Genomic DNA, 15,151 nt, shown 5'->3' with positions numbered 1-15,151 from the left:
TGGCCGGTTGGCGCGGCGAGCCGGCCAGACGACACAGGGGGGGGGTTATTTCAGATTTTCAGTTGTATAGGTCACACCGTTGGCTTCCTGGATGTCGCGGATGACCGACCAGTTCTCCTTGTACGTAATGGGCACGAACTTGGTCACGCCGGAAAACTCCTCGCCCAACGCCGTCCCTTTCATGTCGAAGCTGAAGAAGGCTTCCTTGATTTTCTCGACCAGTGCAGGATCAAGGTTGTGCGCGTATGTATACGAGGTGGTGGGAAACCGCTTGGACTCGTAGATGATCTTGACCTCGTCGGGATCATACAGATTGCGTTCAGCCATGCGCTCGACCACCTCGGAGGCCACCGGCGCGGCATCATAGTCCCCTGCGACCACACCCAGCATGGATTGATCATGCGAGCCCGAATACACGACTTTGTAGTCCTTGTCCGGCGTCAGGCCGAGCTTGGGAAACAACGCACGAGGCGCCAGATTGCCTGAGTTGGAGGTCGGTGAAGTGTGCGCCACGCGCTTGCCCTTGAGGTCGGCCATCGTGTCAATGCCGCTGTCCTTGCGTGTGTAGACTTGCAGCGTATAGCCGAATTTCCCCGTTTCCGATCCCATGATGGCGAACGGCACGGCGCCCGCAAGATTGACGGCGAATGGCGTAGGGCCAGTCGAATAACCCGCGATGTGCAAGCGGTTGCTGCGCATGGCCTCGATTTCAGCGGCATTGGACTGGACGGCGAAAAACCGCACATCCTTGCCAGTTACTTTTTCCAGATGCTCGATAAAGGGTTTCCAGATATCGGCGTAGATTGCAGGATCCTCAACCGGCGTATAGGCGAATACCAGCGTATCGGGATTCAGCAGCTTGTCCGGATCGGTGGGGGTGTCGGCGACAAGATCGTCGTTTTCATCGCAATAAATGTTGGCCAACGAACCCCGGTTGCTGCATTCAGCGGCGCCGGCGCTGACGGCTGGGAGCATCATGGCCATAAACGCTGCGGCGCACGTGAGCCGCAGGGCGGGACGGGTCATACCGGCTATAGATATCTTCATGGCTCCTCTCTTCTCCTGATATTCATATCGAATCAATGGATATATATCGCTGCGTGCGAAATGTTGTTGTCTGCCAACCTAGATTACTAATAAAAGTTGTTTTTTACAATAATTTTGTGCATAAATGTTGTTATCATCACAATCTAATGTGGCGTAAGCAACTTTTATGACCGCCAAGCTTCCGTCAAGCCGGCTCAACCGTTCCCCTATCAGGCCTCGCATGCCATGACCCGCAAACCACGCAAAGATGAACGACAAGCCCGGATTCTCGAGGCGCTGCGCCACACGCCGCATCTGCGCATCGCCTTGCTTGCCGAGCGATTCAAGGTTACGACCGAAACCATCCGCCGCGATCTTGACTCTCTGAGCAGGCGAGGTTTGGTGAACCGCGCGCACGGCGGAGCAGTCGCCCAGCCCATGGGGGTCCAGCCCTCGATATTCGAACGCGATCAAGCCACTGTGGACGAGCGCACACGCATTGCGACGCGGGCCGCCTCCTTCATATCGAACGGTCAGGTACTGATGATGGATGCAGGCTCAACCACCACGCAGTTGGCTTGGCAATTGGCGCGCGGCGCGGAAACACTGACAGTGATTACAAACAGCTACCCGGTCGCCTCCGCACTGAGCCCTTCCCGCTGCACAACCATCGTGTGCCCGGGCGAATTCAACGGACGCGAAGGAGGCGTATTCGGGCAGGACACCACTGAATTTCTGGGGCGGTTTCACGCCAACATCGCCTTTATCGGCGCCAGCGGCCTGAGCGCGGGAGGGGTGATGGACGTAAACCGCCAGGCAGCCTGGGTCAAGCGCACCATGATCGAACGCTGCGAGCACGCCTATCTGCTGGTGGACCACACGAAGTTCGATCTGCATGTGCTCGAAATCGTGGCGCCGCTGGATGCCTTGAGCGGCGTTGTCACAGACCGGGCGCCACCCGAGCCCTTGATGCATGCCTTGCACGAGGCAGGCGTCGAACTTCATATTGCCGCGGGCGCCGACATGTCCGATATCGCCGCGCCCCATCTCCAGGAGAAAAAATGAGCCGTCTCGCCGAAGCCGATCCACAATTGCTCTCCCAGGTTGATGTGATACTGACGGATGTGGACGACACCCTGACGACGGAAGGCAAGCTGTCTGCCTTGGCCCTTGATGCCTTGGAACGCCTTGAGACAAATGGAGTGCGCGTCGTCCCGGTCACGGGAGGTTGCGCCGGATGGTGTGATCACATCGTACGCGCATGGCCAGTAACTGCGGTGATTGGGGAAAGCGGCGCCTTCAGATTTCAAAAACGCCCCAATGGCGGGCTGAGCCAACGTTACGCGCGGCCGCTGGCGCAGTTGCGCGCTGATCAGAAACGGTTGTTGGACATTGCGCGCCAGGCGCTGGAGGAAGTCCCGGAGGCGCGCATGGCGGCCGACCAGTCCTATCGGCTTGCAGACGTAGCCGTCGATCACTCGCAGGATGTGGGCCCATTGCCCTGGTCCAGCATCGCCCGAATCATCAGGGTATTCGAAGATGCCGGCGCACGCGCACGCGCCAGCTCGATACATGTGAATGCCTGGTTTGGCGACTATGACAAGGCTTCCATGGCGGCGCAATTCCTGGCCGAAGATATGGGCATCGACCCCGGCGAGCAGCCGCGCCGGGTCCTATTCATTGGTGATGCGCCCAACGACGAATCGCTTTTCAACGCCTATGCGCTGAGCGTGGGCGTGGCAAACATCAGACAGCATCTGGATAGCCTGACCCATCGGCCACGATGGATCTGCGATGCCGGCCACGGCGCAGGTTTTGTCGAAATGGCGAACCAGGTCCTGCACGCCCGCCAGCAGCCCGCACACGCCTAGCGCCGGCGAGATCGGCACTGTCAGTCGCGTTGTTCCAGCATGGTCTCCAGGTAGGCCAAATCTTCGCGCAGCACACGCAGTGATTCCTTGACGGTTGCCGCCTCTGGCCGCCTGCACGCCTCGCGTTTCAAAGCATTCACGGCCATTTCAGCGATGGCCTCGGCAACCTCTTCCCTGCCAAGTTCGCCATCGGCGCTGTACCACCATGCCGTCCAATTGCACATGCCGATCAGGCTGAAAGCGGAGACGCGCGCGTCGACCATTCTGAAATGGCCATCATGCACGCCGCGATCTATGATTTCGCGAAATTTGGTCAGAACCGCCCTGCGGGCAGCTTGTGCCGCGGCACCATGCTCGTCGGTCAACTCCGCGGCGTTGCGATCCACGACGCGAAACTCCGACGGCCGCGACAGAATATGCATTGCATACCGGCGCACCCACGCCCTCAGCGCTTCAATGGGATCGCCATCCAGCGTATCATGAGCGGCAAGCCGCCCAGCCGACATGGTGACCTCTTCGGTGAGGGTGCGCAGGATGTCTTCCTTTCGCTTGAAATAATAATAAACCGCCGTCCGCGTAAGCCCCAGGGCTTCGGCGATATCCTGAATACTGGTGCCACCGATGCCTCGTTGGATGAAAAGCCTGGATGCAGCATCAAGAATCGCGTCGCGCAGCAGTTCTCCTTTGAGCGAGTGACCGCCGCCATGGGGGGAGGCTGGCATCAGGGGCTTCTTTCTTTCTTTCATACGATGTCTGTCTTTTTCGCCAAGCAGCGTTTCACTTGACAACATCATAGATCATTGAGGGTCCGCCAGAATCCCCGTCTAGGGAGTCATAACGCTTTCAGGGTCCAGCAGCGCGCCGGCATCCGGCACGATCGCCGGCAATCCCATATGCTGCAGCATCTGCCATACGGTACAGGCCGCCGTGGAAACAACCGGAACATCCATCTGCTTCTGGACAACCGGAATCGCTGCAAGCGAAGGCATCTGCACGCATGCCGACAGTACCACTACATCCACGTTCTTGGTATTCAGGCGCTTCACATCGTCGACAAGCTGCATCGGTTCCCGCCGTCCTACCTCCAGGTTGTCCGGGATTCCGAAGCTGATTGCATCGGCAACCTCGACACCCTCACTTTCGATGTAAGTTACGACCCGGTCGGTCAAATCGGGCATGTAGGGCGCCATCAGGGATATGCGCTTCGCCCCAAGCCTTCGCAAGCCTTCAATCAGCGCCCCAGCCGAGGTCATGACCTGCGCATCGCAATGGTTGGTGCGCACGGCTTCTTGCAGCGCGCTTTCGGTTTTCCTGTGATAGCCCGGTCCCATCGCCATGATGGCAACCAGGCACGCCGTACTGATGACATCCGGCCGTGCATCAGCAAGCTCCGCGGCGCAGCGAAGTCCTTCCTGGTTCATGGCACGCAACTCCTCAGGGGTAACCTTGTGCATGCGCATCCGGCTGGAATGAAAAGTAAACCTCTCTGGAAAGACGGATTCCCGTGCTCTGAACATGGCTGGAATCTCTGTCTCCATGGTGGTATTGGAACTGGGCACGATTTGCCCAATGCGATAAAGCTGTTTCATGACAACTCCTGCAGGCTCAATCCAGGGAAATGCGGGCTTGCCTGACCACATTCGAAAATCGCAGCGAATCACTTTGCTGGACACGCACCAGATCTCTGGCACTGGCAGGCCACGCATCAAAGCCGAAAGTCTCGAATCGCTTGCTCACCTCCGGCGCGACAACAGCCTCGGCAATCCCGTCGTTGATCTGCTGGGTAATGGACTTTGGCGTCCCTTTGGGTGCGAAGGCGGCCACCCATGTCTTGAGTTCGAAATCAGCCGGTCCACCCGCCTCGGCCACAGTGGGAATATCGGAATAAGTAGCCAGCCGCGACGGCGCGGCCAGCGCCAGCAGCTTGACGCGCTTGGCTTGGTAAAGATTCTGCACCGTAGCCGCAGTGCCGAATGCCCAGTCCACTTCCCTGTTCGCCACGGCGGTGTAGAGTTGCGGCAGCTCCTTGAATGGAATATGCATCATCTGCGTGCCGGTTTTGGATTCGAACATGGCTGTACCAACATGTGCAACGCTACCCATGCCCCAAGTGCCGTATGTGATGCGTCCGGGATCGGCCTTGGCGGCCGCAATGAGGTCCCCCACGCTATGCCAGGGCGAGTCAGCGGATACGACGATAAAGAAATGCGTCGTATAGATAGGCGCAACAGGATCAAAATCCTTGACGGGATCAAAAGGCAACTCACGATACAGATGGGGCTGCAACGTCATGTGGGTGCTGTCCACGATGACGATCGAATATCCATCCGGTTCAGAACGCTTTACCTCACCAATGGCAAGCCAGCCATTTGCGCCCGGCTTGTTCTCGACGATCACAGGCTGCTTCCATTTGGATGAAAGCTGCTCCCCCACCATGCGCATGACGGCATCTGGCCCGCTACCCACCGAGTATGGCAGCACCGCGCGCACCGGGCGTTCGGGATAGTGAAGGTCTTGCGAGTACGCTGCGCCGGCTGCGAGGCTGATCGCCAATATGGCCGATCCAATTACTTTTTTCATGTCTCCTCCGAAAATCAATTTGTATTTAATAAGCAGCTGGCTGCTTGGTGTATTCATGCGGATAAGCCAGCTCGTAGGCCGCTGTGAATGCGGGGTCGCGCCGTGCAAGGTCGTCATGCGTGACCTGCCCTGTTCGCCGCATGTAGTCATACGCAAAGGCAAGCGGATCCATGTCCATTTTGGAAGCCACGTTTTCATACCAATCGAGGCTGCGCGCGGCTGCGGTCTGGAAGCTCGATGAAGCGGGACGACGCTCGGACTCGAACGCCGCGAACACTTTCCGGACATCCGCCGGGTGCCGCGCCAGGCCACGTTGCAGCGCAATGGCATCCTGCATGGCCATCCGTGTTCCAGAACCAAGCGAGAAGTGCACAGTGCGCAACGCATCGCCAAGAAGCACGATGTTCCGGTACGACCAATGCTCATTCCGAACGATTTTTGCCTCAAACCACAAGGATCGATTGGTCAACAATGCGTTGCTTCCCAAATCTGGCGAGAAAATCTTTGTACAGAACCCGCAGCTCTCCGCTTCCGTCGCTGTATCCAGGCTGGCACGTTTCCAGGTTTCGGGGTCAACCTCGACGAGAAAGGTGCTCAGATCCTTGCTGTACTGATAGCTATGAGCGATAAAAAGGCCATGTTCGGACTCGCGGAAAATAAGCGACACAGGATGAAACCGCTGGCGAGTCCCGTACCATGCGAACTTGTTCCTGCGATGCTCAAAGCTCAGCTTGAAATGGCTTGCATACTGTGTACGCGTGGCGCTGTTGCTGCCGTCCGCCGCCACAACCATGTCTGATTCCAATGCAAGGCGCTCTACATCCTCGACGCGATGCTCATAGGAAATGACTATGCCGGCTTCCAGGCATGCCTTTTCCAGCACTCGCAGCATGTCTATCCGTGCAGTGCGGGAAAAATGGTTGCCCTGAATCTGAACGCGCGTGCCGCGATGAATAATCTCCATGTAGTCGCATCGCTCGTGATGGGCAACAAAATCGTCGAAGAACTCAGGATCCGCCTCCCGCAACGCCGCGAGGCCGACATCCGAGAAAACAACGCCCCAGCCATAGGTGGCTCCACGAGGGTTCTGCTCATACACATGTATATCGTGTTCAGGGTTGTGCTTCTTCGCCAACAGGGAAAAGTAAAGGCCTGCGGGGCCCGCACCGATTACGGCAATTTTCATGGCTGTACTCCTTTACGTCTTGGACTGCTCGTGAGGTTGCCCTGGCAGCAATCCTGCCGATATGAAAGCAGCGCCGTGCGCAGCACATCAGGTATGGAGATGGCGCGCCGCTCCCCTCGCGCCACACAAATTGGTGTCAGCTTCGACTCAAAGACGACTTTTTCCTGCACGCTGCCTTCAAAGCACAAGGAATAGGTCCTGTCACGAACATCCTCCACGGTCACGCGTACATCAAGGTCGTCGTCGGGCCAAACCGAAGCGCGGAAATCAAAAGTCAGTGCGCGTGTCGGCGTGCCGAATCCTTGGCTGTCCTTGATGCGCTGCGGCGTTCCGCCCAGGAGCCGGCCATAGAACAGATCGGCGGCGGATATGACGTACTCCGCGAACATGACCGTGTAGACCACGCCTGCGGGATCGCAATCTCCCCACTTGACACGGCGACGGACGATGAACGGCGTCTCCTGGAGCACATACTCAATCTTGGTCATCGTCCGACTCCCGCCGCATTGCAGCCTCGCGATTGAGCACCTGCGCTATTCGCGTGCGTAGCGCAGCCTTGTCAAGCTTTCCCACCTTTGTCACAGGAAAGGCATCGATGTGTTCTACGCGTTCTGGGCACTTGTACTTGGCCAGCCCTTTTTCGACCAGAAACGCCCCCAGTTCCGGCACCGAGGGAGCCAGCGAACCCGGCCTGGGGATGATGAAGATGCAACCCTTTTCGCCATAAACGGGATCGGGCATGGCGACCAATCGCGCTTCCGAAACCGCGGGGTGCGTGTTGATCAGCGCTTCCACTTCCTCGCAACCGATCTTCTCGCCACCGCGATTGATGTTGTCGCGCAGACGGCCTCCAAATGTGTAGAAGGTATCTCCATCCACGACATGCGCGGTCATCATGTCACCGGTACGATAGAAGCCGTGGGCAGTGAACGAGCGCGCATTCGCATCCGGAGCATTGAAGAATCCCGGTAATGTTGCCGGCCCACGAAAACATAGTTCACCCATTTCGCCAGGCTTTACCGGGGTCTCGCTTTCCGGCTCAAGGAGAACGATTTCATCTTCGACACAGCCTGATTTACCCTGGGTGTGATGGCGTACGTAGTCTGGCGCGTCCGCAGGCGATCCAAGCAATAGGCCTTCGGTAATACCGAAGAGGTTGGAGCACGGAACACCAAGATGTCTCTCCAGATGATCGGCCGCACTCATGGTAATAAACAGCCGCAAAGACGAGAGATCATGGCGGGCAAGATCAGGATAGGCCATGATCTGCGGCGCGATCGGGCCTATCGACATGGCTCTTGTCACCCTATGTTGATCAATGAGCTCCATCATTCTCGGAACGTCGACTCTGGGCATCAGGACAGCGGAAACACCCATGGCGATTACAGGCATAAGAACGTAGACTTGGGCAGCATTGTGTAGAAGGGGCAAGGCCCAGATAATGCGTTCCGTCTCATCAAGTCGATAGCGGCGGGCACAGGCAAGCGCGTGGGCCAGGTATTCGGCATGGAATCTCGGAATGATCTTCGGCGATCCCGTTGTTCCGCCTGAAAGCTGGAAGCTCAGCACGTCTTCACAGCCCGGCTCATTTCCGAACAGCTGCTCCCTGGCCTGTAGCAAAGGCATGCCGTCAATCATGGATCCCATGGCATGACCCGTTTGCGATGCACTGCCCCGCGCCACGATGAGATGCTCGACGCCGGGATAATCAGCCATCATCTGAGCCGCGAAATCCGGCAGATCGGCGCGACCGAAATCACCCTGCACGAAGTAGCCTCGCGCTCCGGTCTGGCGAATCAGTGCGCCAATCTCGAGTTGCCTGTGCTGAGGCAAGGAACAAACAGGGACAATCCCTGCCTTGTAACAAGCCAGCAATGCCAGCGCCGTCTCGATTGTCGTGCCCATCTGAAAAATGACACGATCGGGAGCGCGCAACCCAAGCCTCAGCATGGCCGCAGCCAATCGGTCTGTCAGTTCGTCCAATTCACGAAATGTAAGACTGCCTTCATCCGTAATCAGCGCTGTGCGTTCTGGGCACCGGCTGGCAGTTTCACGGAGCACGCCACCCACTGTCTGGGGCCGCCAGACGCTCCGCTCAAGGTACCCTCGCGCCCGTTCCTCTGGATGATAGATTACGCCTTCTATGGGGTATCGAATGTCCCGCATCATGCTCTCCTCCACGTTTTTTATATGGCACCTGGCTAGCGCACTACGGGTGCAATACGGACCTTGTCCCGATCCAGCACTTCAATCGTCCCCTTGACGCCCCCCGTGAACAGTCCATACCACACGGCGGGCTTCAGGCGCAGTTTCCTGCGCTGAAACTCCAGGGTCGTATCCGATTCCACACACTGGAAGAACTCGGTATCAACCACCTTGCAGTCTCCGCGTGCCGACGCCTCCTCGATCAGGGAGGAAAACTCCGCCACGCGCGGCACAAAGATACGCACCCCTGGTGCGGAATCCGGGCTTCCAAGCGCGAGGTGCTCCTCAAGAAGAACGGCCTTGCGTGCCCAGATATCGTCAATACTTTGAACCAGAGCGCCAGCGGAGCGCGCTGTGTCTTCCTCCTGCATGGCCGCCTGTATGGTCAGGTCGGCGTCAATGGAATCCACGCGGCCCAGGGGGCGCAGTTTGCGTGTGAACTCGATGAAATAACCGTTCGGATCCCTGACATAAACCGACTCAATCACCTCATGCCGCGTTTCGACGGACACATCCAGCCCGGCGTCCTCCAGCTTTTTCTTCCAGAGCCGGAGCTCGTCCTGGCTCTGAACGAGCCAGGCTGTATGCGTGGCGTCGAACACATGGTCTTCGGGTACGGGCCGCTTGAGATTACGCCCTTGCAGCGCGGCTGGCTCTTTGGAACCAAGGTAGTAAAAGAAGGCAATTGTGCTGCCCTGGCCACTGTCGAAGAAAAAATGCAGGAAATCGGGATGCGTTTCCGGGCCCCAACCGCGCGCTGAAATGACATGCACCAGCGGCAGCCCCAAAATGTCCCGATAGAAGGTGACTGTCTCACGCAGCCGCCAAGTGGGACGGGCCGTATGATCGACGCCATGCAGCTTCAGTCGGGGCTCGTGGTTTGAAACTGAATTCATTGCATTTTCTCCTAAGGCATATTTCTAGAGGAAGCGCTCGCGCAGCCACGAACCCAGCTCACGGCCAGCCGCATAGCGCCCCGGTTCCTCTCCGTCGGCCAGTGCTCGGCCATGGTGATCTCCGCGTATGCGCAGGTGTGTTTTATCGACTGCGGGGATCGCGTCCCGGATCGCCTTCACATCGCCAGGAAAGCAGGCTTGATCTCCGGTGTATTCCACAATCAGCGTAGGCTGGGTGATGCTTGGGGCGGAGCGCGCAATGCTCGCGTTCGAGGATCTGGCGGACCAGGTCGACAACCAGCTTTCAGGCGTACAGAATCGGGCAAACCCAACAGCGCCGTAGTTGGAGGCGTAGGGGTTTGCGCCCCACAACGATCCGGCGTGCCGATCAGAGGCATCCATGCTCAGATCCAGGCAGCGTAGATCGGCATCGGTACGCCAGACTGTCATGACCGGCGTATGCGCTGCCAGGCGGCGTTGAGCTTGCGTTGGCTCCTCCGCGTCCTTGGCAACCTTGCGGGCAGACAGGCGTTCCTTGATCATCCGAAGCGCCCTGTCATCCAGACGTGCGACCCGCTCCATCTGGGCGCTTCTGTAACGGGCTATAAATTCGGGCTTGTACCGGGCCTCGCCGTTCGGCTCGTAGCCATTGTCCGGATTCAATGGATCCAGTTCGGGTATGACGGACAACGCATCGTTTTCGTCGGCAACGGAAGGATCAATGCAGTTTCCCAATAGCGCGCCTTGGCCAGGATGCGGACCGATAAGCACCATACCCTGGACTTTCGGCATGTCCAACGCATCCAAAGCTGTGCGCCTGCCGCCCGGTGTTTTGCTTATGCGATCTGATGGCGCAAGGCTCGACTGATGCGCATAGAAGGCATAAAGGCCCGCCCCGCCCGAATTGCCCAGCAACACAATCTTCTGAAACCCCTGGCTGCGCAGAAACTGCAGGCCCGCCGCCACGTCCTGAAGCGCAGTTTCATGCTCCAGCCTCAAGTCGTTGCCGATGGATCTCGAGCCTTGCGACCACGCCGCCATGCCCGAGGCAACGATGTCAGGGATGAGGTAGTGGCACGCCATGAACTCGCGTGGGTGCATAACACAGACAACCGTGTCAGGCCGCGCCCCTGACGGCTGGTAAAGCGCCCCCGAGGTGGCCGCACCATCGGCAGTACGCAGCACGACGTTGCGTGTGACTGTGCTTGCAGGCACATCGCGCGGGTTCCAGTCCGTATTGAGAAACCCGGCAGTGATCAGATGGGAAGTGTTCCGGCTGGCCATGCTTGTCTCCTTGATGATCGCCCCAGAATCAGATGATTTGTCTTATTAGACTGTTTTTTGACGTTTATGTCAATATAAACGTCTAGTATTTGACACTAAAGACAATTGAAATTGTAAAAATCTGGCTGAAATACACAGCCGCCTGCCTGGATTCCCAGGGCAGGCGGCGGGACTAGCGACGAAGCAAGCGTGGAATGGAACGAATGGACAGCCGTATTTACTGGGGCGTTAGACTCAGTTTGTCCTGAAGCAGAGTGCGCAGAACATGCGACTCCTTCTCCGTTTCTTTTTTGAACGCGTCTGGCCCCAGCGCCAGGACGTCGAAACCGATATCGGAGAAGAAGTTATGCATGGCACGGGTGCTCAACGCCGCATTGATGACGCCGTCCATGTGACGCACGACGGTTGGTGAAAGCCTGGCGGACCCTAAAACGCCCACCCAGGCCTTATTGGAAAAAATATAATCCCGGTATCCCGACTCGCTAAACGTCGGAACATCGGGCAACAACATGGATCGTTTGTCGCTGACAATTGCCAGGGCCTTAACGAGATTCTGCTTTACCAGCGGTTCGGCAACATTCGCCCCCGTAAATGTCAGCGGGATATGTCCACCCAGCAAGTCCTGAATGGCCGGAGGCGAACCTTGATACGGAATCTCTTCCATACTGATACTGGCCCGCTCGGCCAAACTGCTCATTACACGGACTGGCAAAGTTCCAATTCCCCATGAGCCGTATGCAAGAGGGCTTTTGCTCGCTTTTTGATGCGCTACCAATTCCGTCAGGTTGTCAGCTTCAACATTCACATTCGCGATCAAAACAGCACCGGCGGCCGCTACCTTGCTGATGTATGAAAAGCTTTCCAAAGGATTGTAATCCGCGTCCTTTATGAGAAACGGCGCTGTAAGCACCGAGTCCGTGGTAATCAAGAATGCTGAGCCATCAGCAGGGGCTTTGAGCAGCTCTTTTACAGCTATAGTGCCACCCGCCCCCCCTTTGTTCATCACAATCACTTGCGAGTCCATATCTTTCGAAATCACGTCCGCCAATTTTCTGGCAATGATGTCAATCGGCGACCCTGCCGAACTGGCAACAATGAACTTGATAATCTTGGGAGCAGTCTCGGCTTGTGCAAAAACCGGAATTGAAACTGCCCATGCAATGACCGCAATGGCCATCCGCACAGCATAATTGCCTTTCATGATTGAATCCTCCTTGGCTGCCGCCGCGCCATGGCCGACAGTCCATCCACGCGAATTTCAGGGTCGATGACGTGCGTCGGTTGTTAACCGTACTGGTCGATGAATGCCTGCAGAACACTGTTGTATTCGTCAGGTGTTTCAAAATAAGCAGAATGCCCAGCGTCTACAAAAGTGTGGGCCGATGCGCCCGGAATTATCCTGGCAACATCTTCGTGCAATGTCGGTGTGAGGAAGTCGTCGTGGCTGCCGCCACACACCATGGTAGGTATGGCATAACCACGAAAATGTTCGGGCAATATTCGAACCTCGTCGGCGGTCATCGTTTCCGCGCGAAACCCGGAAGGATTCAAGCCTTTCAGCTGACTATAGAGAAAAAGCAGCTCCGGCCGACTCTCCAAGTTCGCCTTATTCCACCCTATGCCAGTCGCTCGCATATCAGCCTGCTTGTAATCAAAGGTGCGAGCGGCATCCTCCAGCACCTTCCATGTCCGGGGCGAGTAGGCGGGCGTGGGAGATCCGCTTATGAATAGTGCCTGGACACGCTCCGGATGATGGACAGCAACCGGCAAACCAGCCCATGCGCCGAGCGATTGACAAGCAAAGACAGCCTTTTCCACGCCAGCATGGTCCAGCACAGAAAGCATGTCTTCTGAGAAATGCTGGGGGAGCGTTCTGTCGGGGCTGCATACTGAATGCTTGAATCCTCGAAGATCCACGGTGATGACCTTGTACTTCCTCGAAAAATAGGGCACCTGCTGATACCAGACCAGCGTGTTTCCGCCGCCTCCGTGAATAAAAATGATTGGCTGCCCTTCTCCATGAGTTTCGTAATAAATACTCACGCCGTCAGATGCATTAGCGAATGGCATGGAATACCCTTTCAAGTTCAAAGACATCAGGATGATGAATTTTCGACACCATTCTAGTGATGCGTCTGCATGCACCCATATAACAAAATCAGGGTAGGCTATAACCACTACGGTGATCGATAGCCTCGAACGCGTCACGGCTCTCGGGAGATTGATTCCAGAAAATGAGAGATAAAAGACTCCACATTCGGTGAGGCTTTAGCCCCCTGCCGGGTGACAAGGTACAGAAAAAAATCCAGGCTAAGTTCAGGCACGACAAGCGGGACCAGTCCGGCCGACGCCGCTGTAGGTAATAGCGATGAAGGGCATAGGCTAACCAGATTCGTTTTGGCTAGAAGATTGAATATGCTATATGCGTTGATGCCATTGATCTCGACCTGTACCTGAGGGAAGGGCTGACCATGGCTTGCGAAGAGCTTATTGATCTCCTCACGCGGGTGTATGCCTGGCCTGGGCAAAATCCATTTTTCTTGCAGGAAGTCCGCTAACTTCAATTGGCTGTCGGCATGGCTCAATGCGTGCCCCTGACGGACGATCGGCACCACGTCTTCTTTGAAGATACATACAGCATTAAACTCTGGAGGAATTTCCAACGCCGTTATGATTGCGAAGTCAATTTCGCCTTTTGCAAGCGCACCGAGCAGCATATCCGACAGCATGACGGTGAAGTAAAGCCGTGCCGCAGGGCGCCACTGCAAATAGCGGCTCAATGCCTCGTTGACGAGCCTGTCCCAGGTGGGTGTGGTACCCACCCGTATTGTCGCTTTTTCGGCGAAACCGACTTCACCGACCACACGCATTGCCTCGCCATACTCTCGCGAGAGCCTGACTGCATGTTCGTAGAACGCCCGCGCCGCAGCTGTCGGCACCATCCCGAAGGGACTTCGTTCGAACAGCTTCACACTTAATTCATCTTCCAGCCGATTGATACGCTTGCTCAAGGCTGGCTGCGTTATGCCCAGCGTTACAGCGGCTTTCAGCAGAGACTTCTCCTCAATTACAGCCAGAAAGCTACTGATGTCCTTGATATTCATACGCCTCCCCATACTTGACAGCCATTTCCCGCGCCTGCTCCACCATGGCCTGTACGAGCATGCCGCGCGGCGATTCCCGCTTCCATAGAACGCCGAATGCGCGCGCCTTGCCGGTATTCTCCAGCGGCAAAGCGGCAATATCCAGCGTGGCGGTCAGCGGGGAGCGGAAATCAGGGATCAGGGAGACGCCAAGACGGCGGTCTACCATGAGTGCGATGGCAAGCAGCGAGTCCAGCTCGAAACTTGCCTTGGGCTCGATATGATGTGCCCGAAGAAAAGCGTCGGCCCGCCTGCCTCCGGCCAGTTTGCGGTCATAGCGAATGAATGGCTGCGTTTTCAGCAGATGCAGGGGCGGCTCGCGCTGTAATGATTTATGCGCAATCACGATCAGCGCCTCTTCGCGTAGCAAGGACCATCCCAGGGTCTTGGGCAAATCGAAGGCGGGATGCTGGCAAACGGCCAGATCGATGATGTCTTCCTGCAACTGATGCAGAAGTTGCGGCGAGACATCAGCATGCACATGCACATGAACGTCGGGGTACTTCCTGCAATAGCGTTCGAGCATTTCGGGAATGAGTGTGTGCAGCGCGGAATTGATGACGCCAAGCCGCAGCTCTCCCTGCATGGCGGACTCCTGGACCAGGGCGCGCAGGCCATTCATATCCGCCAGGACGGGTCTGGCTTTCTCAAGCAGGCGGTACCCTGCCGCAGTGGGCACCACAGTACGACCGGAACGTGCAATCAGCGTAACGCCCAGGTCTTTCTCCAGCGCCTTGATCTGGTGAGCAACGGCGGCGGGCGTCAGGCCCATGTCCCGCGCTGCTTCGGCCATGGAGCCAAGCTCGGCAATGCGCGTGAAGGTTTTCAGAAAGTCGGTTTCCATGCGGTTTTCTCGATGCGGAACGCACCGGAAGGTGCTTGTATGCAGATCGAAAAGAAGGATTATCTATCTTTTGAATATACATAACATTAGTGGATTTTAACTCTTGGGGCCCCTAG

General features: G+C 56.9%; 16 protein-coding genes. 3 read left to right on the top strand and 13 right to left on the bottom strand.

The window, feature by feature from the left end; genetic code table 11:
• Nucleotides 1–45: 45 nt before the first annotated feature.
• A complete protein-coding gene (gene phnD / locus ERD78_RS14835; protein WP_371734601.1) occupies nucleotides 46–984 on the bottom strand; it encodes a phosphate/phosphite/phosphonate ABC transporter substrate-binding protein in 939 nt (312 codons plus the stop codon).
• On the opposite strand from phnD, the gene ERD78_RS20245 reads away from it, so the two are divergent.
• The 3 genes from ERD78_RS20245 (at nucleotide 914) to ERD78_RS14825 (ending at nucleotide 2,897) form a co-directional block, all read left to right on the top strand.
• Nucleotides 914–1,066, top strand: coding sequence for an LEPR-XLL domain-containing protein (locus tag ERD78_RS20245; RefSeq protein ID WP_371734600.1), 153 nt, complete (start codon nucleotides 914–916; stop codon nucleotides 1,064–1,066). The two genes, phnD and ERD78_RS20245, sit on opposite strands and share 71 nt — an antisense overlap.
• 206 nt (nucleotides 1,067–1,272) lie before the next feature.
• Entirely contained in the window at nucleotides 1,273–2,091 is an 819-nt protein-coding gene (locus ERD78_RS14830; protein ID WP_129970085.1) for a DeoR/GlpR family DNA-binding transcription regulator, read from the top strand.
• Nucleotides 2,088–2,897 (top strand): HAD-IIB family hydrolase, encoded by an 810-nt coding sequence (locus ERD78_RS14825; protein ID WP_129970084.1) that lies wholly within the window; start codon nucleotides 2,088–2,090, stop codon nucleotides 2,895–2,897. Before ERD78_RS14830 ends, ERD78_RS14825 begins: the two co-directional genes overlap by 4 nt.
• A 20-nt stretch (nucleotides 2,898–2,917) precedes the next feature.
• Here the strand turns inward: ERD78_RS14825 and ERD78_RS14820 are convergent, their stop codons facing one another.
• The 12 genes from ERD78_RS14820 to ERD78_RS14765 all read right to left on the bottom strand — a co-directional run bounded on the left by ERD78_RS14820 (nucleotide 2,918) and on the right by ERD78_RS14765 (nucleotide 15,035).
• A complete protein-coding gene (locus tag ERD78_RS14820) occupies nucleotides 2,918–3,619 on the bottom strand; it encodes a TetR/AcrR family transcriptional regulator (protein ID WP_129970083.1) in 702 nt (233 codons plus the stop codon).
• 102 nt (nucleotides 3,620–3,721) lie between these two features.
• Nucleotides 3,722–4,486 (bottom strand): maleate cis-trans isomerase family protein, encoded by a 765-nt coding sequence (locus tag ERD78_RS14815; RefSeq protein ID WP_129970082.1) that lies wholly within the window; start codon nucleotides 4,484–4,486, stop codon nucleotides 3,722–3,724.
• Nucleotides 4,487–4,502: 16 nt separating this feature from the next.
• Nucleotides 4,503–5,477 carry a Bug family tripartite tricarboxylate transporter substrate binding protein gene (locus ERD78_RS14810; protein ID WP_129970081.1) on the bottom strand — a complete coding sequence of 325 codons (975 nt, stop codon included), beginning with the start codon at nucleotides 5,475–5,477 and terminating at the stop codon, nucleotides 4,503–4,505.
• Between the two features lie 25 nt (nucleotides 5,478–5,502).
• On the bottom strand, nucleotides 5,503–6,663 hold the full coding sequence (locus ERD78_RS14805; protein WP_129970080.1) for an FAD-dependent monooxygenase: 1,161 nt from the start codon (nucleotides 6,661–6,663) through the stop codon (nucleotides 5,503–5,505).
• Entirely contained in the window at nucleotides 6,660–7,151 is a 492-nt protein-coding gene (locus tag ERD78_RS14800; RefSeq protein WP_129970079.1) for an acyl-CoA thioesterase, read from the bottom strand. The genes ERD78_RS14805 and ERD78_RS14800 overlap by 4 nt, the downstream gene beginning before the upstream one ends.
• Nucleotides 7,138–8,829, bottom strand: a complete 1,692-nt coding sequence (locus ERD78_RS14795) for an AMP-binding protein (protein WP_129970154.1) — start codon at nucleotides 8,827–8,829, stop codon at nucleotides 7,138–7,140. Before ERD78_RS14795 ends, ERD78_RS14800 begins: the two co-directional genes overlap by 14 nt.
• Before the next feature lie 35 nt (nucleotides 8,830–8,864).
• Entirely contained in the window at nucleotides 8,865–9,764 is a 900-nt protein-coding gene (locus tag ERD78_RS14790) for a VOC family protein (protein WP_129970078.1), read from the bottom strand.
• A gap of 24 nt (nucleotides 9,765–9,788) precedes the next feature.
• A complete protein-coding gene (locus ERD78_RS14785; protein ID WP_129970077.1) occupies nucleotides 9,789–11,048 on the bottom strand; it encodes an alpha/beta fold hydrolase in 1,260 nt (419 codons plus the stop codon).
• 217 nt (nucleotides 11,049–11,265) lie between these two features.
• Nucleotides 11,266–12,249, bottom strand: a complete 984-nt coding sequence (locus tag ERD78_RS14780; protein ID WP_129970076.1) for a Bug family tripartite tricarboxylate transporter substrate binding protein — start codon at nucleotides 12,247–12,249, stop codon at nucleotides 11,266–11,268.
• Nucleotides 12,250–12,332: 83 nt separating this feature from the next.
• Nucleotides 12,333–13,118, bottom strand: coding sequence for an alpha/beta fold hydrolase (locus ERD78_RS14775; protein WP_129970075.1), 786 nt, complete (start codon nucleotides 13,116–13,118; stop codon nucleotides 12,333–12,335).
• A 134-nt stretch (nucleotides 13,119–13,252) separates the two neighbouring features.
• Entirely contained in the window at nucleotides 13,253–14,152 is a 900-nt protein-coding gene (locus ERD78_RS14770; RefSeq protein WP_167668947.1) for a LysR family transcriptional regulator, read from the bottom strand.
• Complete coding sequence (locus tag ERD78_RS14765) at nucleotides 14,130–15,035, bottom strand: LysR family transcriptional regulator (RefSeq protein WP_129970073.1); 906 nt, start codon at nucleotides 15,033–15,035, stop codon at nucleotides 14,130–14,132. The genes ERD78_RS14770 and ERD78_RS14765 overlap by 23 nt, the downstream gene beginning before the upstream one ends.
• Between the last annotated feature and the right edge of the window lie 116 nt (nucleotides 15,036–15,151).

The sequence above is a fragment of the Allopusillimonas soli genome, assembly GCF_004153445.1.
GTDB lineage: Bacteria > Pseudomonadota > Gammaproteobacteria > Burkholderiales > Burkholderiaceae_B > Allopusillimonas > Allopusillimonas soli.
This window is presented reverse-complemented; position numbering and strand designations above follow the sequence as displayed.

Bases quoted from the DNA above. Each gene is read 5' to 3' on its own strand.
- ERD78_RS14795 (WP_129970154.1), bottom strand. From the start codon at position 8,829: ATGCGGGACATTCGATACCCCATAGAAGGCGTAATCTATCATCCAGAG.
- ERD78_RS14780 (WP_129970076.1), bottom strand. From the start codon at position 12,249: ATGAAAGGCAATTATGCTGTGCGGATGGCCATTGCGGTCATTGCATGG.
- ERD78_RS14805 (WP_129970080.1), bottom strand. From the start codon at position 6,663: ATGAAAATTGCCGTAATCGGTGCGGGCCCCGCAGGCCTTTACTTTTCC.
- ERD78_RS14785 (WP_129970077.1), bottom strand. From the start codon at position 11,048: ATGGCCAGCCGGAACACTTCCCATCTGATCACTGCCGGGTTTCTCAAT.
- ERD78_RS14765 (WP_129970073.1), bottom strand. From the start codon at position 15,035: ATGGAAACCGACTTTCTGAAAACCTTCACGCGCATTGCCGAGCTTGGC.
- ERD78_RS14820 (WP_129970083.1), bottom strand. From the start codon at position 3,619: ATGCCAGCCTCCCCCCATGGCGGCGGTCACTCGCTCAAAGGAGAACTG.
- ERD78_RS14810 (WP_129970081.1), bottom strand. From the start codon at position 5,477: ATGAAAAAAGTAATTGGATCGGCCATATTGGCGATCAGCCTCGCAGCC.
- ERD78_RS14775 (WP_129970075.1), bottom strand. From the start codon at position 13,118: ATGCCATTCGCTAATGCATCTGACGGCGTGAGTATTTATTACGAAACT.
- ERD78_RS14825 (WP_129970084.1), top strand. From the start codon at position 2,088: ATGAGCCGTCTCGCCGAAGCCGATCCACAATTGCTCTCCCAGGTTGAT.
- ERD78_RS20245 (WP_371734600.1), top strand. From the start codon at position 914: ATGTTGGCCAACGAACCCCGGTTGCTGCATTCAGCGGCGCCGGCGCTG.
- ERD78_RS14770 (WP_167668947.1), bottom strand. From the start codon at position 14,152: ATGAATATCAAGGACATCAGTAGCTTTCTGGCTGTAATTGAGGAGAAG.
- phnD (WP_371734601.1), bottom strand. From the start codon at position 984: ATGGCCATGATGCTCCCAGCCGTCAGCGCCGGCGCCGCTGAATGCAGC.
- ERD78_RS14790 (WP_129970078.1), bottom strand. From the start codon at position 9,764: ATGAATTCAGTTTCAAACCACGAGCCCCGACTGAAGCTGCATGGCGTC.
- ERD78_RS14815 (WP_129970082.1), bottom strand. From the start codon at position 4,486: ATGAAACAGCTTTATCGCATTGGGCAAATCGTGCCCAGTTCCAATACC.
- ERD78_RS14800 (WP_129970079.1), bottom strand. From the start codon at position 7,151: ATGACCAAGATTGAGTATGTGCTCCAGGAGACGCCGTTCATCGTCCGT.
- ERD78_RS14830 (WP_129970085.1), top strand. From the start codon at position 1,273: ATGACCCGCAAACCACGCAAAGATGAACGACAAGCCCGGATTCTCGAG.